This is a genomic window from Izhakiella australiensis (assembly GCF_002006995.1).
Lineage (GTDB): Bacteria > Pseudomonadota > Gammaproteobacteria > Enterobacterales > Enterobacteriaceae > Izhakiella > Izhakiella australiensis.
In genome coordinates this window covers 360676-385030 of sequence record NZ_MRUL01000003.1, presented here as the reverse complement: position 1 = coordinate 385030, position 24355 = coordinate 360676, and the positions used below count along the sequence as shown (strand labels likewise).

General features: G+C 57.3%; 21 protein-coding genes. 17 read left to right on the top strand and 4 right to left on the bottom strand.

Annotation, left to right across the window (positions count from 1 at the left end; translation table 11 throughout):
- The 4 genes from BTJ39_RS07825 to afaD form a co-directional block, all read left to right on the top strand.
- Window positions 1-646: IS3 family transposase (locus BTJ39_RS07825; RefSeq protein WP_139356327.1), on the top strand; the 646-nt coding region annotated here is incomplete at its 5' end.
- A 385-nt stretch (window positions 647-1031) separates the two neighbouring features.
- A complete protein-coding gene (locus tag BTJ39_RS07820; RefSeq protein ID WP_176110251.1) occupies window positions 1032-1778 on the top strand; it encodes a fimbria/pilus periplasmic chaperone in 747 nt (248 codons plus the stop codon).
- Between the two features lie 9 nt (window positions 1779-1787).
- Entirely contained in the window at window positions 1788-4265 is a 2478-nt protein-coding gene (locus BTJ39_RS07815; protein ID WP_078002095.1) for a fimbria/pilus outer membrane usher protein, read from the top strand.
- A gap of 40 nt (window positions 4266-4305) precedes the next feature.
- The gene (gene afaD, locus BTJ39_RS07810) at window positions 4306-4713 is read left to right on the top strand and encodes an AfaD family invasin (RefSeq protein WP_078002094.1); all 408 of its coding nucleotides are present in this window, start codon (window positions 4306-4308) and stop codon (window positions 4711-4713) included.
- Between the two features lie 27 nt (window positions 4714-4740).
- Here afaD and dld read toward each other — a convergent pair whose 3' ends face one another.
- The gene (gene dld / locus BTJ39_RS07805; RefSeq protein ID WP_078002093.1) at window positions 4741-6447 is read right to left on the bottom strand and encodes a D-lactate dehydrogenase; all 1707 of its coding nucleotides are present in this window, start codon (window positions 6445-6447) and stop codon (window positions 4741-4743) included.
- 189 nt (window positions 6448-6636) lie between these two features.
- Between dld and bglX the strand changes: the two genes are divergently transcribed.
- From bglX to idi, 5 genes are all read left to right on the top strand, one after another.
- Window positions 6637-8934, top strand: coding sequence for a beta-glucosidase BglX (bglX, locus tag BTJ39_RS07800; RefSeq protein ID WP_078002092.1), 2298 nt, complete (start codon window positions 6637-6639; stop codon window positions 8932-8934).
- A gap of 82 nt (window positions 8935-9016) precedes the next feature.
- Window positions 9017-9889 (top strand): oxygenase MpaB family protein, encoded by an 873-nt coding sequence (locus BTJ39_RS07795; protein ID WP_078002091.1) that lies wholly within the window; start codon window positions 9017-9019, stop codon window positions 9887-9889.
- 181 nt (window positions 9890-10070) lie between these two features.
- Window positions 10071-11183, top strand: coding sequence for a suppressor of fused domain protein (locus BTJ39_RS07790; RefSeq protein WP_078002090.1), 1113 nt, complete (start codon window positions 10071-10073; stop codon window positions 11181-11183).
- A 135-nt stretch (window positions 11184-11318) separates the two neighbouring features.
- Window positions 11319-13214 (top strand): methyl-accepting chemotaxis protein, encoded by a 1896-nt coding sequence (locus BTJ39_RS07785; RefSeq protein ID WP_078002089.1) that lies wholly within the window; start codon window positions 11319-11321, stop codon window positions 13212-13214.
- A 242-nt stretch (window positions 13215-13456) separates the two neighbouring features.
- On the top strand, window positions 13457-14002 hold the full coding sequence (idi, locus tag BTJ39_RS07780) for an isopentenyl-diphosphate Delta-isomerase (RefSeq protein WP_078002088.1): 546 nt from the start codon (window positions 13457-13459) through the stop codon (window positions 14000-14002).
- 29 nt (window positions 14003-14031) lie between these two features.
- Here the strand turns inward: idi and BTJ39_RS07775 are convergent, their stop codons facing one another.
- Complete coding sequence (locus tag BTJ39_RS07775; RefSeq protein ID WP_078002087.1) at window positions 14032-15504, bottom strand: MFS transporter; 1473 nt, start codon at window positions 15502-15504, stop codon at window positions 14032-14034.
- 280 nt (window positions 15505-15784) lie between these two features.
- Here BTJ39_RS07775 and osmF point away from each other — a divergent pair, with 280 nt between their 5' ends.
- Genes osmF through BTJ39_RS07755 form a run of 4 tightly spaced genes read left to right on the top strand, consistent with a single transcriptional unit; the run spans window position 15785 to window position 19529 of the window.
- Window positions 15785-16660: a glycine betaine ABC transporter substrate-binding protein OsmF gene (gene osmF / locus BTJ39_RS07770; RefSeq protein ID WP_096777702.1), complete on the top strand. Its 876-nt coding sequence runs from the start codon at window positions 15785-15787 to the stop codon at window positions 16658-16660.
- A 55-nt stretch (window positions 16661-16715) separates the two neighbouring features.
- Window positions 16716-17879 carry an ABC transporter permease gene (locus BTJ39_RS07765; RefSeq protein ID WP_078002085.1) on the top strand — a complete coding sequence of 388 codons (1164 nt, stop codon included), beginning with the start codon at window positions 16716-16718 and terminating at the stop codon, window positions 17877-17879.
- Window positions 17876-18826, top strand: a complete 951-nt coding sequence (locus tag BTJ39_RS07760; protein ID WP_078002084.1) for an ABC transporter ATP-binding protein — start codon at window positions 17876-17878, stop codon at window positions 18824-18826. The genes BTJ39_RS07765 and BTJ39_RS07760 overlap by 4 nt, the downstream gene beginning before the upstream one ends.
- Complete coding sequence (locus BTJ39_RS07755) at window positions 18810-19529, top strand: ABC transporter permease (RefSeq protein WP_078002083.1); 720 nt, start codon at window positions 18810-18812, stop codon at window positions 19527-19529. The genes BTJ39_RS07760 and BTJ39_RS07755 overlap by 17 nt, the downstream gene beginning before the upstream one ends.
- On the opposite strand, the gene BTJ39_RS07750 is transcribed toward BTJ39_RS07755, so the two are convergent.
- A complete protein-coding gene (locus BTJ39_RS07750) occupies window positions 19517-19624 on the bottom strand; it encodes a protein YohO (protein ID WP_078002082.1) in 108 nt (35 codons plus the stop codon). The two genes, BTJ39_RS07755 and BTJ39_RS07750, sit on opposite strands and share 13 nt — an antisense overlap.
- Before the next feature lie 72 nt (window positions 19625-19696).
- Window positions 19697-20428, bottom strand: coding sequence for a MerR family transcriptional regulator (locus BTJ39_RS07745; protein WP_078002081.1), 732 nt, complete (start codon window positions 20426-20428; stop codon window positions 19697-19699).
- Between the two features lie 156 nt (window positions 20429-20584).
- Here BTJ39_RS07745 and BTJ39_RS07740 point away from each other — a divergent pair, with 156 nt between their 5' ends.
- From BTJ39_RS07740 to dinG, 4 genes are read left to right on the top strand one after another with little or no spacing between them, the layout of a single operon-like run.
- Window positions 20585-21148, top strand: coding sequence for a helix-turn-helix domain-containing protein (locus BTJ39_RS07740; protein WP_078002080.1), 564 nt, complete (start codon window positions 20585-20587; stop codon window positions 21146-21148).
- A complete protein-coding gene (locus tag BTJ39_RS07735) occupies window positions 21148-21672 on the top strand; it encodes a GNAT family N-acetyltransferase (RefSeq protein WP_078002079.1) in 525 nt (174 codons plus the stop codon). The genes BTJ39_RS07740 and BTJ39_RS07735 overlap by 1 nt, the downstream gene beginning before the upstream one ends.
- Window positions 21669-22136, top strand: a complete 468-nt coding sequence (locus BTJ39_RS07730; RefSeq protein ID WP_338418157.1) for a GNAT family N-acetyltransferase — start codon at window positions 21669-21671, stop codon at window positions 22134-22136. Before BTJ39_RS07735 ends, BTJ39_RS07730 begins: the two co-directional genes overlap by 4 nt.
- Before the next feature lie 54 nt (window positions 22137-22190).
- Window positions 22191-24353 (top strand): ATP-dependent DNA helicase DinG, encoded by a 2163-nt coding sequence (dinG, locus tag BTJ39_RS07725; protein WP_078002126.1) that lies wholly within the window; start codon window positions 22191-22193, stop codon window positions 24351-24353.
- Window positions 24354-24355 lie beyond the last annotated feature (2 nt).

The following is a 24355-nucleotide window of genomic DNA, read 5'->3' as shown; positions in this document are numbered from 1 at the left end:
TGCGCAGGGCCTGGCGTACAACGTGAAAACCATTGCTGCCAGCCTGCGCCGTCAGGGGTTACGGGCGAAAGCCGCACGCCGGTTCAGCCCGGTGAGCTACCGTGAACATGGCCTGCCGGTGTCAGAGAACCTGCTGAAGCAGGATTTTTACGCCAGCGGCCCGAACCAGAAGTGGTCGGGAGACATAACCTACTTGCGTACCGACGAGGGCTGGCTGTACCTGGCCGTGGTCATCGACCTCTGGTCGCGGGCCGTCATCGGCTGGTCGATGTCATCGCGGATGACGGCCCAGCTTGCCTGCGATGCGTTGCAGATGGCGTTGTGGCGGCGTAAACGGCCGGAGAACGTAATTATGCATACGGACCGGGGCGGACAATACTGCTCAGCGGCCTTTCAGGCACTGCTGAAGCGGCATAACCTGCGCGGTAGCATGAGCGCCAGGGGCAACTGCTACGATAATGCGTGCACGGAAAGCTTCTTCCACTCACTGAAGGTGGAATGTATCCACGGAGAACGCTTTGCCAGCCGGGAAATAATGCGGGCGGCGGTGTTCAATTATATCGAGTGTGATTACAATCGCTGGCGTCGCCACAGTGCCTGCGGTGGTATCAGCCCGGAACAGTTCGAAAACCAAATCCTCGCTTAGGGCGTGTCCACATTACGTGGGTAGGATCAAATAGCACAAATCCTTCCTCAGCTAGCCTGGAGATCCTTTCAAGCGGGGGGCAAAAGGTTAAGGCTGACACCTACGTACTTTCAATTGACTCTGCAGCATGGCAGAGCTAATAAATAGGGTTTAATACTATTATGCCGGAATATACTTTCGGCATAATTAAATTGATGCATCTTTGTACGTTAAGATTATTCCAGGTCTTATGTACTATTTTCCTCAAGGTTATCTCCTTTTTCTTATCCTTAAATTTAACGTTTTTTGATACTTTTTATCTGAAGAAATAACTGCGATTAGGGCGGAATTAATCTTTTTAATAACCCTCCGCATGCCATTTGTTGAGAAAATAACCAATTTAAAAATGAAAATACTCTCTCATATTATTGCCGTCCTGGCGGGTTCGCTGATCGTCACTGGTAACCTGCAGGCTGCCAGCCAGCCGGTGAAAGCGGAAACGCAATCTTTTTCATTAAAGACGGGAGCCAGTCGAATTATTTACCGTCCCGGATCTGCCGGTGCATCGTTGTCGGTTGCTAATCCGCAGAGCTTTCCCATGCTGGTTCAGTCACAGGTACTGATGGAGAATCAAACTGACGCCGCCCCTTTCGTGGTCACGCCACCGCTTTTCCGTCTGGACGCGCAGCAGCAGAACCGTTTACGCGTTGTCAGCACCGGTAATGTCGCGCAGGGCGACCGTGAGTCACTGTACTGGCTGTGTATGACCGGCATTCCGCCTTCAGTAGATCAGGAGTGGAGCCGGGAGCGGATGAAGCAGAGCGAGGCTAAGGTACTGGTGCAGGTGCGGGTAAAATCCTGCATTAAACTGCTGGTACGTCCCGCAGCCCTGAAAGGCAGCGTCACAGAGGCAGCCGCTTCGCTGACCTGGCAACGTCAGGGTAATCAGCTCAGGGCGCACAATGCCACACCTTATTATGCCAACCTGAAAAAAATCGCCGTCGGCAACCAGCCGATGAACACGCCCGGTTTTATTGCCCCCTTTAGTAGCAAAACCTTCCCTCTTATGCCAGGCGCTTCAGGCGACGTCCGCTGGGCAGTTATTACCGATAACGGCGGTGAAAGCCGTGAATATCGTGCGTCCTTGAAATAATGATCAACAATGAAATCTTTCAATACGCTTCTGGTTATGATGCTGCCGCTACTTTCACTGGCAGCAGAGGCGCGCGAATATCATTTTGATCCGGCGCTTATTGATAATGCCGGCGGCCATGTCGATCTGACGCAATTTGAGCAGGGCGGGCAGTTACCGGGCCTGTATCCGGTTGATATTCTGCTCAACGGTGAGTTTGTCGATGCGCAGGACATTCGCTTCATTCAGTTCAATGATGATAAAGGCGGCGTCAAGCTCACCCCGTGCCTGACCCGCGAGCAGCTCGCGGCATATCACGTCCGGGTTGAGGATTACCCGGATGCCGAAAAAGAGAACGGTGTTGCCGATGGCTGTTTTCCGCTGTCAGCGATCCCGGGCGCCAGTGCGGATTTCAATTTTAATAATCAGACGCTGCTGCTGAACATTCCCCAGCTGTTTATGCATGCCAGACGGCAGGGTATCGCGCCTGAGACGCTCTGGAATGACGGTATTCCGGCGCTGCTGATGAATTACCAGCTGGGTTCAACGCGTACCGAGTATCGCCATTACACCTCAAGAACGGATAACAGCAACTGGATGCAGTTGCAACCCGGCATTAACCTGGGCGCATGGCGGCTGCGTAATAATACCAACTGGCAGCGGTCGGGCGCTCAGGCTGGTAAGTGGCGAAGCGTGAATACCTATGCCGAGCGCGGACTGAATGCCATTAAAAGCCGGTTAACGTTAGGTGAAAGCTACACGCCCGCTGATATTTTCAACAGCGTGGCTTTTCGCGGCGTGATGCTGAGTTCTGATGAAGCGATGGTACCGGGGAGCCTGTATCAGTTTTCGCCGGTGGTGCGGGGGATAGCCCGTACGCAAGCCCGGGTGGAAGTGAAACAAAATGGCCAGACGCTTTACAATGCGCTGGTGCCGGCCGGCCCCTTTGCGCTGACCGACCTGATCGCTACCGGTTCTGGCGGCGACCTGGAGGTCACGATTCATGAGACAGATGGCCAGCCTCAGGTGTTTATCATCCCCTGGCAGACGCCGGCCATCGCGTTGCGTGAAGGGTACCTTAAATACAATCTGATGGCCGGTCAGTACCGTTCTGCTACCGGCGTGTCTCCCGACGTGGTACAGGCTACTGCCATCTATGGGCTACCCGCTAACTTCACCGTGTATGGCGGTGCGCAATTCTCTCCGAAATATCTGGCGCTTTCCGCAGGGGCTGGCTGGTCGGCCGGGAAAATAGGGGCGGTGTCGATGGATATCACCGAGAGCCGGAGTCAGCACCGGGCAGAGCGCGGGCGCGAGTTACGTCTGCGTTACAGTAAACAGTTTATCCCGCTTAACACCACCTTAAGTGTTAGCAGCGAATATTCGCTGTCCCGAGGTTTTCATACTCTGTCTGATGCGCTGGAGAATGACCCCCGGTATAGATCGCAATCCCTTTCACTGTCGCAGAAAAATCGCATCGGCATCGCGGTAAATCAGGGGATAGGAAGCCTGGGATATTTTGGCTTTAGCGGCTATCAAGCGCGTTACTGGGAGCGTGACGGTTATGACAGCACCTTTATGGCGACCTATACCCTGCCGTTTGAGGCGGTGACGTTAAGTCTGAACTGGTCGCAGAATCGCTACGGCAGCCGCAACAATCAAAAAGATCAGGTCACCAGCCTGTGGATGAGCGTACCGCTGGGCCGCTGGCTGGGTGGCAACACTCGCGCTTCTTACCGCTATACCAGCCCTTCAACAGGCAAGGCTACGCACAGTCTGGGTGTTAACGGCGCCGCTTTGCAACGTCGTCTGCAATGGTCAGCCAGCCAGCAGTTCAGGCCCGGCGCAGAAGAACAGAATAACGGCAACCTTAATCTGAGATGGAATGGCACCTACGGCCAGGCATCCGGTTACTACGGTTACAGCGATAGTTATCGCAGGACCGGAGCAGAACTGCACGGCGGCATGCTGCTCCACGGTAAAGGGATGACCCTGAGTCAGCCCCTGGGCGAGACGGTGGCGTTAATTGAAGCGCCAGGCGCCGCCGGTATTCAGGTCGGCGCCTGGCCTGGCGTGAAGACAGATTTCCGGGGTTTTACCAGCCAATCTTTTTTACAGCCTTATCAGACAAACACGGTGTATCTGAATCCTGAGCAATTACCGCCGGATGTGGATATTGCTGAAACTGATAAATCGATAGTCCCCACTCACGGCGCGGTTGTACCGATAAAATTCACCACGCGTACGGGCGCTCGCGCCTTAATAACGGTGTTACAGCCTGATGGGCGACCAGTTCCCTACGGTGCGCTGGTAACGGTGGTTGGCGAGCAAGCGGGAACGGGGATCGTCGCTGATGGCGGCGTAACCTGGCTGACCGGCTTGCAGAATAAAGGGGCGCTGATAGTGAAATGGGCAAAGCAGCAGTGCCGGGCAAGCTACCAGCTCCCCGCACAGCAGGACGCCGCCGGGATCTATGTCATGAATGCGCAATGTCAGCGGGAGAATTAAATTGTCGATAAGGAAGGTTTTTTTTGCACTCCTGTGTTTTGTGGCTTTGGGCAGTTTCCCGGCCATAGCGAAATCGGTGCGTACCGAGCTGCAAATTAGCCCGCAAATGGCGGGGACGGTTAAAGATGGTGCGATTTTGGCGAAGGGCCGGGTGTTTAACGCCGATGGCGCGGAGGGTTTTACCCTGTGGATGGAGGCGGCCAGCCCTGCGGGGGCGCCGGGCTATATCATTCAGAGCGAAACCGATCCGACAAAGAAAATACGTGTGCGGCTGGCTGGTCGGGACTGGCAGGTGAATCCCCTGAACAAAAACAGCATGATCTCCATTCGCCCAGCGCCTTCTGCCGCTTTTTTAATTGTTGCCGACGGGCAGCAGAATATCCCGGCAGGGAGCTGGCGACTGCTGGTTTCCGCAGCGCCCGGCTTCCATGAAAACCGCTCACAATGAGCGGTTCCTGGGCGGTGAGCACTTTCTTCAGTGCCAGTGATGGCACTTGCTGGTTTTACCGATACCGGGATTGAAGCTGTTGGTGGGATCGAGCTGTTGATAAAACGCCTTCAGCTGCGGCTGCGCTTCGTACAGGTGCCCGACGTTATGTTCAGCCGGGTACTGTGCGCCGCGCTGGTGCAGCAGCGCCAGCATCTTCTCTTTCAGCGCATGAACATCCACCCCTTTGCGCACGATGTAATCCTGATGAAACACGTAGCAAAAGAAATGCCCGTAATAGAGGCGATGGGTCAGCATGCTGTCGAATTCCGGCGGGAGCTGCTCAAACCAGTCGTTATCGTTGCGACGCAGGGCGATATCCAGCGCCAGAATCTCGCTGACTTCATTCTGATGCACTGCATGATAACGCACCGCGGCTCCGGCGGCGGCAAAGCGATGCAGAAAGGCTTTGCGCCCCTCTTCAGGGGTACAGCTAAAAAACTCACCGTCGCCTTCGGCAAAAAAGCGCGCGAGGAAACGCCGGGCTTCTTCAACTCCCTCGCCGGACATTTTCAGCATCAGATGGTGCTCAAAACGCTGGCGATATTGGGTTATTCGCGTCGGTAAATGGGAAGGAAACCAGCTGCTTACCCGTTGCAGCAGGCGATCAATAAAATTTGGCGCCACCAGTGACAGACGATTAAACAGCGCGTCCATGCGGCCTTTCAGGGTGAAAAACAGCGGCATACGATCGGTGCCGAGCTTGTCGATCATCAGAAACGTGTCTTTGCCATATTTTTCGGCAATATCGAACATATCGCGATGCAGATACTCACCGGCAACCGGAAGATGGGTGAAATGGGTCAGAATCTCGCGCCGCAGGCTGGTGAGCATTTCGGTGTTGTTGGTGCCGATATAAAAGACCTGCTGCTCAGGTTCGGCGACAAAGGTATCCAGTCGCACGGCAAATACCGCCAGCTTGCCAGCGCAGCCGGAGGCTTCAAACAGGCGACGGGCGTCGGCGTTAAAGCGTGAAGGCGTGTCGGCGTCAACCTCGCGCACCCGCGTGGCGTATTCATTATCCGAGGCGTGGCGCTCGTCATGCTCGACATCGGCAGGACGCCAGGTTTCATCGTCAAGGCGCGTCAGGATCTGCTCCGGCGTTTCGCCGAGTCGGATACCGAGGTGGTTAACCAGCACCAGCTTTCCCTGTTCATCAATGCGGGCATACAGCGCCATTTCGGTCCAGGCCGGTCCGCGCTTAATCAGGGCGCCGCCGGAGTTATTGCATACCCCGCCAACTACCGAGGCGCCGATGCACGATGAGCCGATCACCGAATGCGGCTCTCGTCCCAGCGGCTTGAGGATTTTCTCCAGCTGATAGAGCGTACTGCCAGGAAATGCCAGCACCTGCTTGCCCTCGTCCAGCAGCTGAACCCGATCGAGGCGCAGGGTGCTGATAATCACCACCGGGCGGTCGTAATCGCTGCCGTTCGGCGTCGACCCCTCCGTTAGCCCGGTATTCGCCGCCTGCATAATCACGATAGTCCCGGCCTCGACGCAGGCTTGCAACAGGCGCCATTGTTCGAGAAGTGAACCGGGAAACACCACCGCCAGCGCTTCGCCGCTGCCGGAACGAAAGCCTTTGCGGTAGCGTTCGGTTTTACGCGGGTCGGTGAGCAAATGTCCTTTGCCAACGATGCGCGTCAGCGTGGCGATTAACTTACGGTCTTCGGGCGTAACTATCGATTCCATATGATGTCCTTATATGCCAGTCGAACTTTAACCATAGCAGTTAGCCTGCGGCCGCTGGTTCTGCTATCGGCCTCTCAGCCTGATGTGATAGCGCTGTGCGCGAATGTCTTGTTATGGCAAACTTGCGCTAAGCTGTAATTTTGAGCCCAAAACTCCTTGTTGGGCAATGCGTTGAGAGAGCATTTTTTGATGAAATGGATTTGTGGTTTAGGACTGGCGGCAACGCTGGCTTTTCAGCCGGTAATGGCTGAATCGACTTTTGGTCATCACCCCCTGACGCCGCAGGCACGCGATGCGTTTGTTACCGACCTGCTAAAAAAAATGACGCTGGATGAGAAGATTGGCCAGCTGCGGTTGATTAGCGTCGGCCCGGATAACCCGAAAGAGGTGATCCGCGAGATGATTAAAAAAGGTCAGGTTGGGGCGATTTTTAATACCGTCACCCGCCCGGATATCCGCAAAATGCAGGACCAGGTGATGCAACTCAGTCGCCTGAAGATCCCGCTGTTCTTCGCCTATGATGTTATCCACGGTCAGCGCACAATATTTCCTATCACGCTGGGGCTGGCCTCCAGCTGGGACCTTGATGCGGTCAACACCGTCGGGCGGATTTCCGCCTATGAAGCCGCCGATGACGGACTGAATATGACCTGGGCGCCGATGGTGGATATCACCCGCGACCCGCGCTGGGGCCGCGTTTCGGAAGGTTTTGGCGAGGATACCTACCTGACGTCGCAGATGGGCAGGGCGATGGTGCAGGCCATGCAGGGCAAAAGTCCCGCCGATCGCTATAACGTGATGACCAGCGTCAAGCACTTTGCCGCCTATGGCGCGGTAGAGGGCGGTCGCGATTACAATACCGTTGATATGAGTCCTAAGCGCCTGTTCCAGGACTACCTGCCCGGTTATAAGACCGCGCTGGATGCCGGCAGCGGCGGCGTGATGGTCGCGCTGAACTCGCTCAACGGCGTGCCTGCGACTGCCGACAGCTGGCTGCTAAAGGACGTTTTGCGTAATGACTGGGGCTTTAAAGGCATTACCATCAGCGATCACGGTGCGATCAAAGAGTTGATTAAGCACGGCGTCGCCAGCGATCCGCAGGATGCGGTGCGCATTGCCATCAACGCTGGCGTTAATATGAGTATGAGCGACGAGTTTTACAGCAAATACCTGCCGGGACTGGTAAAAAGCGGGGCGGTGAGCGAAGCGGAAATTGATGACGCCGTACGTCACGTGCTGAACGTCAAATACGATATGGGGTTATTTAACGATCCCTACAGCCACCTCGGGCCGAAAGGCAGCGACCCGACCAATACCAACGCGGAAAGCCGTCTGCATCGCCCGCAAGCGCGCGACGTCGCGCGTAAGAGCCTGGTGCTACTGAAAAATCGTCTGGAAACCCTGCCGCTGAAAAAATCTGGCACCATTGCCGTGGTCGGGCCGCTGGCGGACAGTAAGCGCGACATGATGGGCAGCTGGTCGGCTGCCGGCGTGGCGGAGCAGTCAGTCACCGTGCTGCAGGGCATTCGCAATGCGGTCGGCGACAAGGCGGTGGTTATGTTCCAGAAGGGCGCCAACGTCACCGATAACAAAGGTATTCAGGACTTCCTCAACCAGTATGAACGCGCGGTCAGCGTCGATGCGCGCTCACCGCAAAAAATGATCGACGATGCGCTGGCAGCGGCGAAACAGTCTGATGTGGTGGTGGCGGTGGTGGGGGAATCGCAGGGCATGGCCCATGAGGCATCAAGCCGCAGCGATATTACCATTCCCCCCAGCCAGCTGAAGCTGCTGGATGCGCTGAAAGCCACCGGTAAGCCGCTGGTTATCGTACTGATGAACGGCCGCCCGTTAGCGCTGGTGAAAGAAGACATGCAGGCGGATGCGATGCTGGAAACCTGGTTTAGCGGCACCGAAGGCGGCAATGCCATCGCCGATGTGCTGTTTGGCGACTATAACCCCTCCGGCAAGCTGCCAATGTCTTTCCCGCGCTCTGTCGGCCAGATTCCGATCTATTACAACCATCTGCGAACCGGGCGCCCCTATGATTTTCAGCACCCGAATAAATACACCTCGCACTACTATGATGCCGCCAACGGCCCGCTGTATCCGTTTGGCTACGGCTTGAGCTACACCCGCTTTACGCTGTCGGACGTGCGCCTCTCCGCTAAAACCCTGGCGCGCAATGGCACCCTCAATGCCAGCGTAACGGTCACCAACAGCGGCAAGCGTGACGGCGCTACCGTGGTGCAGCTTTATCTGCACGATCAGACGGCCAGCATCAGTCGTCCGGTTGAAGAGCTGAAAAGCTTCAAGCGTATTTTCCTCAAGGCCGGGGAGACGCAAACCGTCACTTTCCCGATTGATATCAACGCGCTGAAATTCTGGAACGCCCGCATGCAATACGTCGTGGAGCCCGGTAAGTTCGACGTGATGATTGGCCTTGACTCAGCCCGTACCAAAAACAGCGTGTTTACTCTACTGTAATTGTTACGCGCTGCTGTCCCGCTGGCCGCTCTGCGGCTGGCGGGTTAATATTCTCTCCTGCCGATTTAGCACGGGTTCACTCATGACCGGGTTTCGCGACCTTATCCAACAGCAGGTTTTCCGTCTTAACGGCCTGTCACTTAACGAATTCGACCTCAGCCAGCCGCCTGGCGACCCCGGCCTTTATGGTCCTGATTGCGTTATCTGGCGCGTGCATGGCGACTTTCCCGCCATGCTGTGCGGCGGTATCAGCGCGCTGCTAATGCAGATGCTGCATCCTTCGGCGTTGGCGGGCGTCTGGGACCATTCGCGCTTTCGTGAGGATATGCTGGGGCGCCTGCGCCGCACCAGTCAGTTTATTGCGGTAACCACTTTCGGTAACAGCGCTGATGCCGGCACGCTGATCGAGCGGGTAAAGCGTATCCATTTACAGGTTGAGGGCGTTGATGCGCAGGGAAATGCTTATGCGGCCAGCGATCCTTCGCTGCTGACCTGGGTCCACGTCGCCGAGACCAGCCGCTTTCTGGCCGCGCACTTGCGCTATAAAAACCCCCGTCTCAGCCTTGAGGATCAGGACCGCTACTATCGTGAAGCGGCGCTGGTGGCCAGGGCGCTGGGCGCCAGCGAAGTGCCTGAATCAGTCAGCGAAGTGGCGCGCTATCTGGCAGCAATGCGCCCGGCGCTGCGCTGCGATGAACGCACCCGCGAGGTGCTTCAGCTATTAATGAACGCTCCGGCGCCCAGCTGGCAGGCGCGTCCGGCGATGTCGGTGATGTTGCGCGCGGGAATTGGCCTGCTGCCGGACTGGGCGCAGCAGCAGCTTGGGGTGCGCGCCGGACCGCTACAGCGGCGCTGGGTGGCAATAAATATGGCGCTGATCGGCGCGCTACTGCGCTGGTCTATCCGACGCGGCGCGTTTCACCGCGCAATGGCGCGCATGGGACGCGAACCCTAAGCGACAAGCGGTCCGGGATGGCCGCGGGGGTTCAGAGCTAAAGGGTTTTGCGCTGCGTGAACCACCTTTTGTCGCTCCTGTCGGCCTTTTGGGATATTTCCCGTTGTCTGTTGTCGGCACGGTGACGCATTCTGCGCTAATCTCCGAACAAAGGATCCCGCATTGTGATCGTCGAGGCCATATGACACGTTCCCACCTGATCTTAGAGGTGACTAACCCGCAGCAAACGCTGAGCGCCGTCGTTGAACAGGATGAACGTACAGCGTATCTCTACCTCTGGCCTGCCGACGCTTTGCGCACCCAGTTTGCCGTGCGCGGCTGCTGGCTGCGCAATTTGCTGCCGGCGCCGGCGCAGGAAGATATCGCCTCAATGGAGCAGGGGATAGCGCCGCTGCTGAGCGCTGGTGATTGCCGGACGCTGGAAGCGGAGCCGCCGCTGGATGCGGCGGGACTGCAGGTTATCTGGGAACCGGCCGGTGACGGCGCTTCGCTGTGGTATCAGGGGCAGCTGCTGGCGGTGATTCCCGGCTGGAGCCTGTATCAGGATAAGCAGGTCAGCTTCTCCGCCGGCTGTATCCGGGAGAATCGCATTACCTCACCGCTCGGTTCAGCGTCAACCAATGAATATTATGCCAGGGCGGAGAAGCACCGCTTATTCTGGCGCGACTGGCATGATGGTTACCTCTGGGAGCCGGTGCAGCGCGAACTGCTGCGCTGCTATGAAACCCAGTTTGGTGAATCGGTACGCTACTATGCCATTGGCCAGGGCGGCTGGCCGCCAGCGGCGATTTCACAGCACTTTCATCAGGGCTGCTGGATTTTTCTCACCCTGGGGATGAGCATCCGCCCGATGCCCTGGGTCGATTTTCTCTATGAGGATTTAGCGCCGGAGCACCGGCGCAGCGAGCTGGCAATGGCAATCGATGCGCAGACGATGACCGAAGAAAATGCCGTGCAGATGGCCAGTGCGCTCGCCAGCTTTGTGCCTTATCCCTGGCAGCATATTAGCTGGCTGGGTGAAGGACATACCTTAATTTCCGACGTCGCCCCGGTTGGCTTTGAAGGCTTTATTCTTTCCAGCGCGCTGGCGCGTGAATCCGCGCAGTTTACCCTGCCGAAGCGCGAGGGCGAAAAAGTTAACCTGCTGTGGGCAACCCCGGTCACTACCGCAGAACGCGAATTTGTACAGGCTGATGAAGATGGCGGGCTGAAATTAATTGCACGCTTATTGCAATATGAGGTGGGGCACGTGTTCCGTCCGCGACAGCAGGTGGTGCAAACCGATTCGCAGTAACGGAAAAATAGTTAAATGTTCTGAATGTGACGCCTGACTCACGCTTTTTATTCGCATTCTCTCCTCAAGATCTGCGACTCGCTGCCGTTAATTCGGATCAGGCAATAATGCCTTTTCGACCGACGTGGTGAGTCTATGTTTAAAACAACCCAGGGCCGATTTACTGTCATGATCGTCGGCTTTTTCATTGTGCTGCTGGCCGTTACCGTCGTGGCCATAAAAATGATGGTTGCCCCGCAACTCACCGATAACGAAGGGCGGTTAGTCCGTTTACAGATTGACCAACTGTCCGGGGCGATTACCGAGCAGATGAATCGGGTACAGGCCCAGCAGCGTACCATTACCGAAGCGGTTGGCGTATTAAGCAGCGATCAAATCGATACGCTGCTGCCGTCGCTGGTTAATCAGTACAATGACAGCAACGTCTTTGGCGGTGGGATTTGGCCTCTGCCACGGCAGCGTGACGCCGCTCGCGACAAGTTCAGTACTTTTTTCGCCCGTGATGCCAGCAACCAGCTGCAGGTTAATACCGTGTGGAACCAGCCCGCCGCCGATAACTACTGGGAGCAGCCCTGGTATAAGGGCGGCATGGCTGCACCGAAAGGGCAGTGTGCCTGGGCAAACGCTTATCAGGATGCTGCCAGCCCGCAGCCGCGCACCAACTGCGCAATGGCTATTTATCGCAATGGCGCCCAGTGGGGCGTCGCCACTATCGACGTAACCCTTGGCTTTTTTAACCAGCTGGTTAAACAGATGAGCGATGCTATTCATGGCACGGTTCTGATTGTTGAAGCCGACGGTAAAGTGGTGGGGAACGCGGCGCTGATTGGCGGCGAGGCAAAATTACAGAACCTGAGCGATCTGGCGCTACCGATGGCCGCGCCGCTGAGGCAGCTGTTAGGCAATGTCGGTAGTCAGGCAATGCAGTCCACTTACGATGGCGACGCAGGCAATCATACTCTGTTTGTCCAGCCGATTGCCGGCAGCCCCTGGTACGTGGTGAGTGATGTCCCCACCGCGCTGCTGACGCAGCAAACCAATGCCATGTTGTTGAAGCTGGGCATGGTGCAAATCCCGCTGGCGATCATTTTGCTGCTGGTGCTGCTGGGCTTTATCCGCACCCTGATGCGTAGCCTGAGAGGGCTGAACGACAATATTCAGTCGCTGTCCAGCGGTGGCGCTGACTTAACGCAGCGTCTGCCGGCCAGCAGCAGCCCGGAGTTTAACGCAGTGGCGCAAAGCTTTAACCAGTTTATCGCTTACCTGCAGGGGCTGATGCGTCAGGTCGGCGATAGCGCGCTGGCTATCACCTCCGCATCGCGTCAGATCGCCAGCGGCAACCTTGACCTCTCCTCGCGTACCGAAGAGCAATCCTCTTCAATCGTCGAGACGGCGGCTTCAATGGAGCAGCTTACCGGCACCGTGCGGCAGAATGCCGATAACGCCACTCACGCTAACCAGCTAGCCGGAGATGCTTCACGCGTCGCCGAGCGCGGCAGTGAGGTTGTGCAGCAGGTGGTGACCACGATGGGCGCAATCAATGCCTCTTCGCGTAAAGTCGTCGACATTATCAGCGTGATTGACAGCATTGCTTTCCAGACCAATATCCTGGCGCTGAACGCGGCGGTTGAAGCGGCCCGCGCCGGTGAACAGGGGCGTGGTTTTGCGGTGGTAGCCTCTGAAGTGCGTAATCTGGCGCAGCGTTCGGCTAACTCAGCGCGTGAAATTAAAAAGCTGATTGAAGAGTCGGTAACCAATATCGATCGCGGCAGCGATCTGGTGCACCAGGCTGGCACGACCATGGATGAGCTGATGCAGGGCGTAGCCAGCGTAACGACGCTGATGTCTGAGATTATGTCCGCCAGCCGTGAACAAAGCATGGGGATCGATCAGATTAATACCGCGATTAATCAGCTCGACGGCACCACGCAGCAGAACGCCTCGCTGGTGGAGCAGGTTTCCGCTGCGGCGCAGTCAATGGAAGATCAGACCGTGCAACTGGAGCAGGTTGTCAGCCGTTTTAAACTGTAATTCCGTTCGGGGGCGCCTCTGGCGCCCCCCCTTTCCTGCAAGTACAAACGCTCACAAAATTCACCTGGAAGCGTCACGGACGCTTTGTCTACACTCTGTTTATGCGTGAAACCGACCCGCTGACAGCATTATGCTGCTGCAACCCGATTAGCTGCGCGCCGAACCGGCGGCGGCTTCGCTATTTCCACTCAGTATCACTGGGTACATCATGTAATAATCGGGGGTCATCTGAAGGAGTTTTCATGTCCGAAATTGAGGTTATCCTGGTCGATGCTGCCGATCGTCCGCTGGGTAAAATGGAAAAGCTTGCAGCCCATACCCAGGGGATATTACATCGGGCGATCAGTGTTTATGTGTTTAATTCTCGCGGTGAGCTGATGCTGCAACGGCGCGCCAGCGACAAATATCACTGTGCCGGCCTGTGGAGCAATACCACCTGCGGTCATCCGCTGCCGCAGGAAGCTACAGCGGATGCTGCGCAGCGACGTCTGTATGAGGAAATGGGGCTACGTGCCCAGCTTACGCCGGTGTTCGAGCTGTACTATAACCTGGCGCTCGGCAACGGCATGAGCGAGCATGAATATGGTCACGTATTCTTTGCCTGCAGCGATCGGCTGCCGTGTCTGAATCCGCAGGAGGCCGATGGCTGGCGCTATGCCGCGCTGGCGGACATTGCCGATGATATAGCGAAAAATCCCCGGCAGTTTACCCCGTGGTTTTTACATACCTTTCCGCGCATCCCGGCGCAGGCAGCGGCCTTTTTGGCTGGCAATGCTGCGACGGTATAAAAAACGGCGCGATTAAGCGCCGTTATGCATTATTTATCCGCGAAATCCTCCGCGTCGATATCGTAGCCGGACGGCTCCCAGCGAATGAGCAGCAGCGCAATCAGCCCGGCCAGCGGCGCCAGGCCGATAACCCAGAAAACGTTGGTATCCAGCGAGGCTGACAGCAGGGGAAACAGGAACAGCGATACGGTGGAACTGGCGCGCATCAGCGTCTGGTTAAAGCCGACGCCAACGCCGCGCAGTGACGTTGGATAGCTTAGCGAAGCGAAAGTCATGCTGTGCGATCCGGGGCCGAATCCCTGTCCCAGCAAAAACAGCGCCAGCATCGCAATGGCCAGACCGGCCTGGGTAACGTTATCAGGGCGTCCGGTTAACGCCAGACCCAGCAGGGCAATAAACTGAAACACGTAGCCGAGCGTCGTCATTTTCCAGGCGCCGAAGCGGGGGACGAAGCGCACCGCCAGCAGGCCGCCGGTGAAAGCAAACAGCAGGTTGAGCGCCAGCGAAACCAGAATGGTGGTCAGCAGCGACTGAGCAAGAAAGCTGGAGATAATCACCGGCAGGCCAAAGGCGACGGCGTTATAAGCAAAGGAGGAGGCGACGGCGATCACCGTTGCCAGTAGGGTGCGCCTGAGGTAAACCCCTTTCAGCAGCGCGCCGTAGTTGCCCCAGCCGGCGCGACGTCCCCGCCGGGCCGGTTGGCGATCGGCATCATCAGCAACCTGGGCGTTAATGCCCCAGGAGTGCTGTAAAATCTGCGCCGCGCCTTCAAGATTACCCTGATTCGCCGCCCATACTGGCGATTCGCTCATATAGCGGCTGCGGATGGCGATGATAACGATTGCCGGGACGGCGCCAAAACCTAAAATCAGCCGCCATAGCCAGTCGGTATGACTTTCCGGCAGCACGGCGTAAAGCAGCAGCACCAGCAGGTAGGAGATGGATATCGCGGCGTACCAGGTCGGACACCAGAGCGAGATGCTGGCGGCTTTGTTTCCCCGCCCGCGCAGCCGCGAAAATTCGGCCAGAAAGGCCATCGCGACCGGCAAGTCGATGCCGACGCCGAGACCCATGACGAAGCGTGCGCCGGCCAGTACATATTCGTTGGGGGCAAAGGCGCAGGCCAGCGCGGCGATAACGAAGAAAAACATATCGGCCATAAATACCCGGTAGCGGCCGATTTTGTCAGTCAGATAGCCGCCAACCGCCGCACCGACAATGGCGCCAAAGGTAATCGCCGAGGCGACGATCCCGGTCCAGGTTGGCGTAAGACTAAATTCACGCGCCACGTCTTTGATGCCAAACGCCAGCGCGCCGAGATCGTAGGCGTCAAGGAACACGCCGCCCAGCGCTATCGCCATCACGATGCGCGCATTGTTGCGCGCGTGGTCGCTGTTATTGACCAGCTGAGCTACGTCGCTCGCCTTGTGTATGAATACTGGTTTCCCCGTTGGCGTTTCGCCGGCCAGCGCAACGTGCGCTGCAGATGTGAGATCGGACATGTTGTGGTTTGCTTTATGATTATAAATGGAGCAAAGAGCATACCGGTTGCGGGCTGAGTGTTAAATGCCTGCTGGTTATAAGTTAGTGCGCAATAATATTGGTCTGCTCCGTTGCCCGTGTCAGATTGTAAGCGCAGCGGCGTCAATGCAAACTTCCGCAGCATGAAACAAGACGGAGCGGCAATTTCAGCTACGCTTATAACTTGATTATCGATATGGAATAAGGACACAAGGCATGGCTTGCAAAATTTTGCGTCGCAGCGCGCTGTTTCTGGCATCAATGCTGGCGGTAACCGCCAGCGCGCAGGCGGCCGATCCGGTCAAGGTTGGCTCCAAAATTGATACCGAAGGTTCACTATTAGGCAATATTATTTTGCAGGTGCTGAATAAGCACGGCGTCAAAACGGTCAACAAGGTGCAGCTTGGCACCACGCAGGTCGTGCGCGGCGCCATTCTGGCTGGGGAGCTGGATATCTATCCTGAATATACCGGCAACGGCGCTTTCTTCTTTAACGATGAGAAAGACCCCGCCTGGCGCAACGCCAGCGAAGGCTATAACAAAGTGAAGAAGCTGGATGCTGAAAAAAATCATCTTATCTGGCTGGCTCCTTCTTCCGCCAACAATACCTGGACTATCGCGGTGCGCGGTGACCTGGCGCAGAAAAACAAACTGACCTCGCTGAGCGACCTTAGCCAGTATCTGCAAAAAGGCGGCGATTTTAAGCTGGCGGCTTCCGCTGAATTTATTGAGCGCGCTGATGCGCTGCCGGCTTTCCAGAAGGCCTACGGTTTTAAACTGCAGCAGAATCAGCTGCTGTCGCTGGCCGGCGGGGATACCGCCGTGACGATCAAAGCGGCGGCTCAGCAAACTTCCGGGGTGAATGCGGCGATGGCTTACGGCACCGACGGTCCGGTGGCAGCCCTTGGTTTGCAAACGCTGAGCGACCCTAAAGGCGTGCAGCCGATTTACGCGCCAGCTCCGGTTATCCGCGAAGCGGTGCTAAAAGAGTACCCGCAGATTGGCGACTGGCTGAAGCCGGTATTTGCTTCGCTTGATGAGAAAACGCTGCAGCAGCTGAATGCCAAAATTGCCGTTGAAGGGCAGGATGCGAAGAAAGTAGCTGCGGATTATTTGCAGCAGAAAAAACTAATCTAGCCTGACATGTGAGCAGCGAACCCGCCGGTTCGCTGCCCTTTATACCGGGGACATTTTGCCAAAGCTTATTCACCAACGCGTGCTGCTTACGCTACTTGTTCTTAGCGTGCTGTCCGCTCTGTTTCTCCCTTTTATCTCCTTTGCGCCTAACCGACTGGTCTCCGGTCAACCGATAATGCTGGCACAAAGCCTGCACGGCGTTGACTGGCTGGGTATGCTGCCGCTGGCGCTATTACTGGCTTGCGTGTTTCTGCCGGTCAGCCGCTGGCGGCTGATAATGGCGCTGCTCGCCAGTGAATTGCTGTTTCTCGGCCTGATCGCCCTTAGCGGACGTGAAGCGACGCTGTTGGCGGCGCAAAGCAGCAGTACGCTGGCCCGAACCTCATTTGGCAGCGGCCTGTGGTCACTGGCGGCGCTGATGCTGTTGGTGGCGGCCGATGCGTTGTCGCGCCTGACGCCCAACGTATTCTGGCGCACCCTGGGCAATGCGCAGATATGGCTGCTGCTGGTGCTGATATTACTCAGCGGTCAGCTTGATAACCTGGCGCTGTTGCGCGAGTACGCCAACCGCCGTGAGGTGTTTGATGCTGCGCTGTTACGTCATTTGCAGCTGCTGTTGGGTACGCTTTTCCCGGCGCTGATCATCGGCGTGCCGCTCGGACTTTGGTGCTATCGTCACGGTCGCCGTCAGTCGGGGGTATTTGCGCTGTTAAATATTATTCAGACCGTGCCTTCCGTGGCGTTGTTTGGTCTGCTGATGGCGCCGCTGGCCGGGGTGGCGAAAGCGTTTCCGGCGCTGGCGCGCATCGGCATTAACGGTATTGGCCTGGCGCCGGCGCTGATTGCCTTAGTGTTATATGCGCTGCTGCCGCTGGTGCGCAGCGTGGTCGCCGGTTTGCAACAGGTGCCGCGAGAGGTGCTGGAGAGCGCGCGCGGCATGGGAATGACCCGCCGGCAGATTTTTCTGCAGGTGGAGGTGCCGCTGGCGCTGCCGGTGCTGCTTACCGGGCTGCGGGTGGTGGCGGTGCAGACCGTCGGTATGGCAACCATCGCCGCGCTGATCGGCGCGGGCGGTTTTGGCTCCATCATCTTTCAGGGGTTGCTCAGCAGCGCGCTGGAGCTGGTGCTATTGGGCGTCATCCCGGTTATCGCGCTGGCGGTAATCGTTGATACGCTTTTTAAATTCACCCTTTCACTGATGGAGCGTGAACGCGGATGATTCAGTTTAATCAGGTCAGTAAATATTATCATGGCAACGCGGCGGTCAGTGATTTGACGCTGCATATTGGACGCGGCGATTTCACCGTGCTGATTGGCACTTCAGGCTCAGGTAAATCGACCACCCTGAAAATGATTAATCGTCTGGTCGAGCATGATGAGGGCAGCATCACCTTTGCTGATGAAGAGATCCGCGCGCTGGACATTAAAGCGCTGCGCCGACGTATGGGCTATGCCATTCAGAGCATTGGCCTGTTTCCGCACTGGTCGGTTGAAAAGAATATCGCCACGGTGCCGGAACTGCTCGGCTGGTCGAAGGCGCAAATAGCAAGCCGCGTTAGCGAGCTGCTGGCGCTGCTCGGTCTGGATGACAGCTTTCGTCAGCGCCGTCCGCATCAGCTATCCGGCGGCCAGCAGCAGCGGGTCGGCGTCGCCAGGGCGCTGGCTGCCGATCCGGAAGTCTTGTTGATGGATGAACCCTTCGGCGCGCTCGATCCTGTCACCCGCACCGCGCTACAGCAGGAGATGCTGCGCATTCATCAGCTCTCCGGGCGCACCATCGTACTGGTGACCCATGATATCGACGAAGCCCTGTTTCTGGCCGATAAAATTGTGTTGATGGACGGTGGCAAGGTGATGCAGCAGGGAACGCCGCTGGAAATGTTGACGCAGCCCGCCAGCGACTTTGTCCGCGACTTCTTTGGTCGCAACGAACTTGGCGTACGGCTACTTTCCCTGGGGCAGGCGGGCAATATGGCAAGGCGCGGCGAATGGCTGGAAGGTGAAACCATTCCGGCAACCATGACCCTGCGCGAAGCGCTTTCACAGTTTATCAGCCGCCAGCAGGAAAAATTACCGGTTGTGGATGAGCAGGGAAAACCGCTGGGTGTGCTGTGGTTCAGCGATTTGCTGCGTCAGCGGAGGGCAAGCAATGCGACGACTGGCTGATCCGCTTCTCTGGCTGATAGTGCTGTTTGTAGCGCTACTGGTGGCAATGCCCTGGAGCAAGCCACTGTTCGCCGCCTGGTTTCCACAGCTGGAGCGGCCGCTTTATCAACAGGACAGCTTTGTGCAGCTGGCGTTGGCCCATATTTCCCTGGTGGGTTTTTCCAGCCTGCTGTCGGTGATTATTGGCGTGGGCGCGGGGGTGTTGGTTACCCGCCATGCCGGGCGCGAATTCCGCTCGCTGGTGGAAACGCTAGTCGCCGCCGGGCAAACTTTTCCGCCGGTCGCAGTGCTGGCGATTGCGGTTCCGGTGATTGGGTTTGGCGCTGAGCCGGCGATTATTGCGCTGCTGTTATACGGCTTGTTGCCGATTTTGCAAGGTACCCTGGCGGGGCTGGACGCGGTGCCGGCCAGCGCGCGGGAAATTGCTGAAGGGGTAGGAATGAGCGCCCGGCAGCGGCTATGGAAAGTAGAATTACCGCTGGCGATGCCGGTGATTGTCGCCGGCATACGCACGTCGGTGATTATTAATATCGGCACGGCGGCGATTGCTTCGACGGTGGGAGCAAAAACCCTCGGTTCACCGGTTATTATCGGCCTGAGCGGTTTCAATACCGCTTATGTTATTCAGGGGGCGCTGCTGGTGGCGCTGCTGGCGATAGTTACCGACCGCTTATTCGAACGTTTGTTACGCTACCTGGCGTGAATAATCACCGAGTAGCCGACCAGCATTACGCCGCCTACGCCCCCGATTGCCATAAACAGAAACAGTAGGGTGACAGCAATTTTTTGCCAGTTCATATGCGAAAACCCGTTGCGAAGAAAAGGCGCAGTATACGCCCTTTTAAAATTTTTAGCTGGATGGGGCGTGCTTTAGCTACCGTGAGCGGCGATCGAGAAACCCTGTTCCTGCCAGTGAGAAAGCTGTTCCAGCTGGCGGTGTGAGAGTTTTTTTCCGGTGTAGACAAACAGATGCTGGCCGGGGAAAAGTTCCGGCCGGGGATGGTCGAGCGGTTCGGCCAGCACGTCAATACGCCATCCATGCTGGGACAGGCGCCATGCTTCCAGCCACAGGCGGGTGCGATCTTCGTTGCCCCAGCCAATCAGCAGCGCATCTTTACCCGCTTTTTTACGGGCGGCGTTGAGGCAAAAAACAACGTGATCGATCAGCGCGCCGTCCAGCAGGCTACACATGGTTCGGGCGGTGTTCTGATCGAGCCCCAGACGCTGGCGCACGGGGACGAAAACGTGATCGATAAGCGCATCAACCGGATGTTCGCGACCAACTGACATTATTCTGGCGCGCAGTTTCGCAGGGCGGACGTGGCGCAGCACCATCATCATCTCTTCCTGCAGGGCGGTCCAGCCGTCGTGGACTTCTACGCTGGCGCCTTCCAGCAACGCTTTAACTTTACCGACCGGCACGCCGCTTTCAATCCAGCGCTTGATCTCTTCAATGCGCTGAATATCCTCGTCATCAAATTGACGATGTCCGCCTTCCGTGCGTTTTGGCTTGAGTAATCCATAGCGACGCTGCCAGGCACGTAGCGTAACCGGATTAATGCCACAACGTTCGGCCACATCGCCAATACTATAAATAGCCATTACCTTCCTTAACTCAGACTTTCAGACTGCTGCATCTTAAACTTAACCAATACGACTAATCTGTACAACCATTTTTTATATGTACAATTTGATCCGACGACGGTTTTAATGGCATTATCTCAATTAAGAGAATATTTCTCAATTTTGAGAGGTGATATGCATCCTGCATCAACAACCGAGGCTCGTCTGGCGCAGCGGCTGGTGGCTCTGCGCCAGGAAAGGGGCTGGTCGCTGGAGACGCTGGCGGAAGCCAGCGCCATCAGTCGGGCCTCGCTATCGCGCATCGAACGCGGGGAAACCAGCCCCACCGCCACCTTGCTTAATCAGCTTTGTCGGGTTTATGGCATGACCATGTCACGGCTGCTCAGCGAGGTTGAAATGCCTGCCGCTGTCCATTTATCGCGAGCCAGGCAGCCGGTTTGGCAGGATAAAGCCAGCGGCTTTACCCGTCGCAACCTGTCGCCGCCCGCGGCGGATTTTCGCGCTGAACTGGTGGAAGGGCAGCTGCGCGGCGGGGCGCGTATTGAGTATGACCGGCCGCCAATGGCGGGTATTGAACAACATATCTGGATGCTGGATGGCGTACTGCTGCTAAGCGTGGAGCAGCAGCAATGGCGTCTGCAAGCCGGGGACAGCCTGCGTTTTCATTTGCAGGGGCGCAGCGTATTTCACGCGCCGGAAGCCGAAGGGGCACATTACTTACTGGTGGTGAACCGCTGATGATTAACTATGAATGGTTAAATGGTGAACAGGCGCAGCAGCAGCTGGCGGCGCTGTGTCGGGTATTGACGGACTGCGTGGCTGAGGGCGCCAGCGTTGGTTTTATTGATGCAGCCGATGATAAAACCATCCGGGACTTCTGGCAGGCTGGCATTCAGGCGGTCGCGCAAGGTGAAAAGGCGTTGGCGGTTGCCAGGCAGGGCGATGAAATTGTCGCGACGGTAATGGTGGTGATGGCGATGCCGGCTAACGGTATGCATCGTGCTGAGGTGTGTAAGCTGCTGGTGCGCCCGACGGCGCGGCGACAGGGGATCGCCAGAACGCTGATGCTGATGGCAGAAGAGTATGCGCGCCGTGCAGGGCGAACTCTGCTGGTATTGGATACCCGCAGCGATGACCATGCGCAGGGGCTATATCTCACCCTCGGCTGGAAGATTGCCGGACAGATACCCGCCTACGCGCTGTCGACGGAAGGTGTACTGGATGCAACCACGGTGATGTACAAGCCGCTGGGGGCCGCGTGATCATCGTCGCCGAGGAAAGTGCGCTATCCGAAGACGCCGGCATGTTGATGGCGGCACTGTCGCAAACCCTGAAAGCGATTACTGGCAGCAGCGGCCAGGGTAAATTCGATGCCGCTGCAATGGCGCAGCCGGGCTGCTGTTTTGCCATCGCCCGCGATGGCGCTGGCAACCTGCTGGGCTGTGGGGCGATACGTCCTTTACCTGGTTATGCGGGTGTTGCCGAGCTTAAGCGCATGTTTGCGCTAAAAAGCAGCGCCGGCGCCGGCACGGCGCTGCTGCGTTTTCTTGAGTCCCGTGCGCGTGAAGCCGGTTATCACGCCGTCTGGCTGGAAACGCGCAGGATTAATCAGCGGGCGGTCGATTTTTATCTGCACAGGGGATATCAGCCGATCTCCGCCTTCGCGCCTTACTGCGGCAAACAGGAAGCGGTCTGCCTGGGGCGCAATTTAAATGATGGCGGCTGACGTCTGAGCCGCGCTGTGGGACAATAGCCATCAGCATGTCGCAAAGTGGTGGTTATGGCGTTAACTCCGGCATTAAAAGAGCAGATTGCTCAGTGGTATAAAGCCCTGCAGCAGCAAATTCCCGATTTTATTCCCCGCGCGGCCCAGCGCCAGATGATTGCCGAAGTGGCGCGCACGCTGGCGGGTGAGGCCGGTCGTCATCTGGCGATTGAGGCGCCTACCGGCGTCGGCAAGACCCTGTCTTATCTGATCCCCGGTATCGCCATCGGACGGGCCGAAGAGAAGCCGCTGGTGGTAAGCACCGCCAACGTTGCTTTGCAGGACCAGATTTACGCCAAGGATTTGCCACTGCTGCAAACGCTGATCCCCGGGCTGCGTTTTACCGCCGCCTACGGTCGCGGCCGCTATGTTTGCCCGCGCAATCTGGCGGCGTTGGCGAGTCAGGATCAGCAACAGGATCTGCTGATGTACCTGCAAGAGGAAACCTTCAGCGCCAGTAAAGAAGAGCAGAAGCTGTGCGCCGGGTTGCAAAAGTCGCTGGATCGTTTTGAATGGGATGGCCTGCGCGACCACTGCGATGACAATATCAATGATGGCCTGTGGCAGCGACTGAGCACCGATAAAGCCAGCTGCCTGCGTAATAACTGCCACTGGTTCAAAACCTGTCCTTTCTTTCTGGCCCGGCGCGAAATGGAAAATGCGGATGTCATCGTCAGCAATCACGCGCTGGTGATGGCGGCGCTGGAGAGCGATTCCGTGCTGCCGCCAGCGAAAGATCTGCTGTTAGTGATTGATGAGGGACATCACCTGCCGGACGTGGCGCGCGATGCGCTGGAAATGAGCGGGGAAATCACCCCCGGCTGGAGTACCGTTCAGCTGGACCTGTTCCAGCGGCTGGTTGAGCTTTGTATGACGCAGTTTCGCCCGAAATCGCCGCCTGGGCTGGGGAATGCTGAGCGCCTTGCGCAGCACTGTGAAGAAGTGCGCGAACACCTGCAAAGTCTGGCACGTATGCTGGCGCTCTGGCTGCCGCCGGACGGCCAGCCAGGGGAACATCGCTTCGAAATGGGCCAGTTGCCAGATGAGGTGATGACGCTGTGCGCGCGGCTGGCGAAGCTGAGTGAGGGACTGCGCAGCCTTGCGGAAGCACTGCTCAACGATCTGAGCGAAAAAACGGCGAAGCACGACATCGTTAAATTGCATACTGCCCTGCTGCAAATGAGCCGGGCGCTGGGCTGGTTCGAAGCCACCAGTAAACTGTGGCGGCTGGCGGCGATGAATGAAGCCTCCGGCGCGCCGGTGTCTAAATGGGTGACGCGCGATCTGCGTGATGGCCAGGAATTATTACAGTTTCACTGCGCGGGTATCCGCGTCAGTGAACAGCTGGAAAACCTGCTGTGGCGCAGCGTTCCCCACGTTGTATTAACCTCCGCGACCCTGCGTTCGCTGAACAGTTTTAATCGTTTACAGGAGATGAGCGGCCTGGCTGAGCGCGCCGACGATCGCTTCATTACCCTCAGTTCGCCATTTAATCATGTTGAACAGGGGCGCCTGCTGATCCCGCAGCTAACCCAGGAGCCAACGCTCACCGGCGAAGCCCGGCATCTGGCGGAGATGGCGCACTTCTTTCGCCAGCAGATGAACGAACAGCGGCATAAAGGCGTTTTAGTGCTGTTTGCCAGTAACCGGGCAATGCAGCATTTTATCGCGCTGCTGCCGGCGCTGCGTCTGACGATGCTGGTGCAGGGCGATAAGCCCCGACCGGCGCTGATTGCCCTGCATCGCCAGCGCGTGAATCGCGGAGAGACCAGCGTTCTGGTAGGGCTACAATCCTTTGCCGAAGGCCTGGATTTAAAGGGGGAACTGCTGACTCAGGTGCATATTCATAAAATTGCTTTCCCTCCCATCGACAGCCCGGTTATTTTGACCGAAGGCGAATGGCTGAAGAGCCTGAAGCGCTATCCGTTCGAGGTGCAAAGTCTGCCCGGCGCCTCTTTTAACCTGATTCAGCAGGTTGGGCGGCTGATTCGCAGTCATGAATGCCGCGGTGAGATAATTATTTACGATCGTCGGTTGCTGACGAAAAGCTACGGTAAACGCCTGCTGGCGGCGCTGCCGGTGTTTCCGCTTGAGCAACCGGCGCTGCCGGAGGGAGAGCTGCCGCAGGCGCCGCCCGTGGAGCAAAACAAAAAGCCGCGCCGCTGGCGCCGTCGCTGAGA

Bases quoted from the DNA above. Each gene is read 5' to 3' on its own strand.
- dld (WP_078002093.1), bottom strand. From the start codon at position 6,447: ATGGAATCGATAGTTACGCCCGAAGACCGTAAGTTAATCGCCACGCTG.
- osmF (WP_096777702.1), top strand. From the start codon at position 15,785: ATGCTGGCGGTAACCGCCAGCGCGCAGGCGGCCGATCCGGTCAAGGTT.
- dinG (WP_078002126.1), top strand. From the start codon at position 22,191: ATGGCGTTAACTCCGGCATTAAAAGAGCAGATTGCTCAGTGGTATAAA.
- BTJ39_RS07755 (WP_078002083.1), top strand. From the start codon at position 18,810: ATGCGACGACTGGCTGATCCGCTTCTCTGGCTGATAGTGCTGTTTGTA.
- bglX (WP_078002092.1), top strand. From the start codon at position 6,637: ATGAAATGGATTTGTGGTTTAGGACTGGCGGCAACGCTGGCTTTTCAG.
- BTJ39_RS07760 (WP_078002084.1), top strand. From the start codon at position 17,876: ATGATTCAGTTTAATCAGGTCAGTAAATATTATCATGGCAACGCGGCG.
- BTJ39_RS07785 (WP_078002089.1), top strand. From the start codon at position 11,319: ATGTTTAAAACAACCCAGGGCCGATTTACTGTCATGATCGTCGGCTTT.
- BTJ39_RS07750 (WP_078002082.1), bottom strand. From the start codon at position 19,624: ATGAACTGGCAAAAAATTGCTGTCACCCTACTGTTTCTGTTTATGGCA.
- BTJ39_RS07795 (WP_078002091.1), top strand. From the start codon at position 9,017: ATGACCGGGTTTCGCGACCTTATCCAACAGCAGGTTTTCCGTCTTAAC.
- BTJ39_RS07815 (WP_078002095.1), top strand. From the start codon at position 1,788: ATGAAATCTTTCAATACGCTTCTGGTTATGATGCTGCCGCTACTTTCA.
- idi (WP_078002088.1), top strand. From the start codon at position 13,457: ATGTCCGAAATTGAGGTTATCCTGGTCGATGCTGCCGATCGTCCGCTG.
- BTJ39_RS07820 (WP_176110251.1), top strand. From the start codon at position 1,032: ATGAAAATACTCTCTCATATTATTGCCGTCCTGGCGGGTTCGCTGATC.
- BTJ39_RS07740 (WP_078002080.1), top strand. From the start codon at position 20,585: ATGCATCCTGCATCAACAACCGAGGCTCGTCTGGCGCAGCGGCTGGTG.
- BTJ39_RS07775 (WP_078002087.1), bottom strand. From the start codon at position 15,504: ATGTCCGATCTCACATCTGCAGCGCACGTTGCGCTGGCCGGCGAAACG.
- BTJ39_RS07790 (WP_078002090.1), top strand. From the start codon at position 10,071: ATGACACGTTCCCACCTGATCTTAGAGGTGACTAACCCGCAGCAAACG.
- BTJ39_RS07735 (WP_078002079.1), top strand. From the start codon at position 21,148: ATGATTAACTATGAATGGTTAAATGGTGAACAGGCGCAGCAGCAGCTG.
- BTJ39_RS07745 (WP_078002081.1), bottom strand. From the start codon at position 20,428: ATGGCTATTTATAGTATTGGCGATGTGGCCGAACGTTGTGGCATTAAT.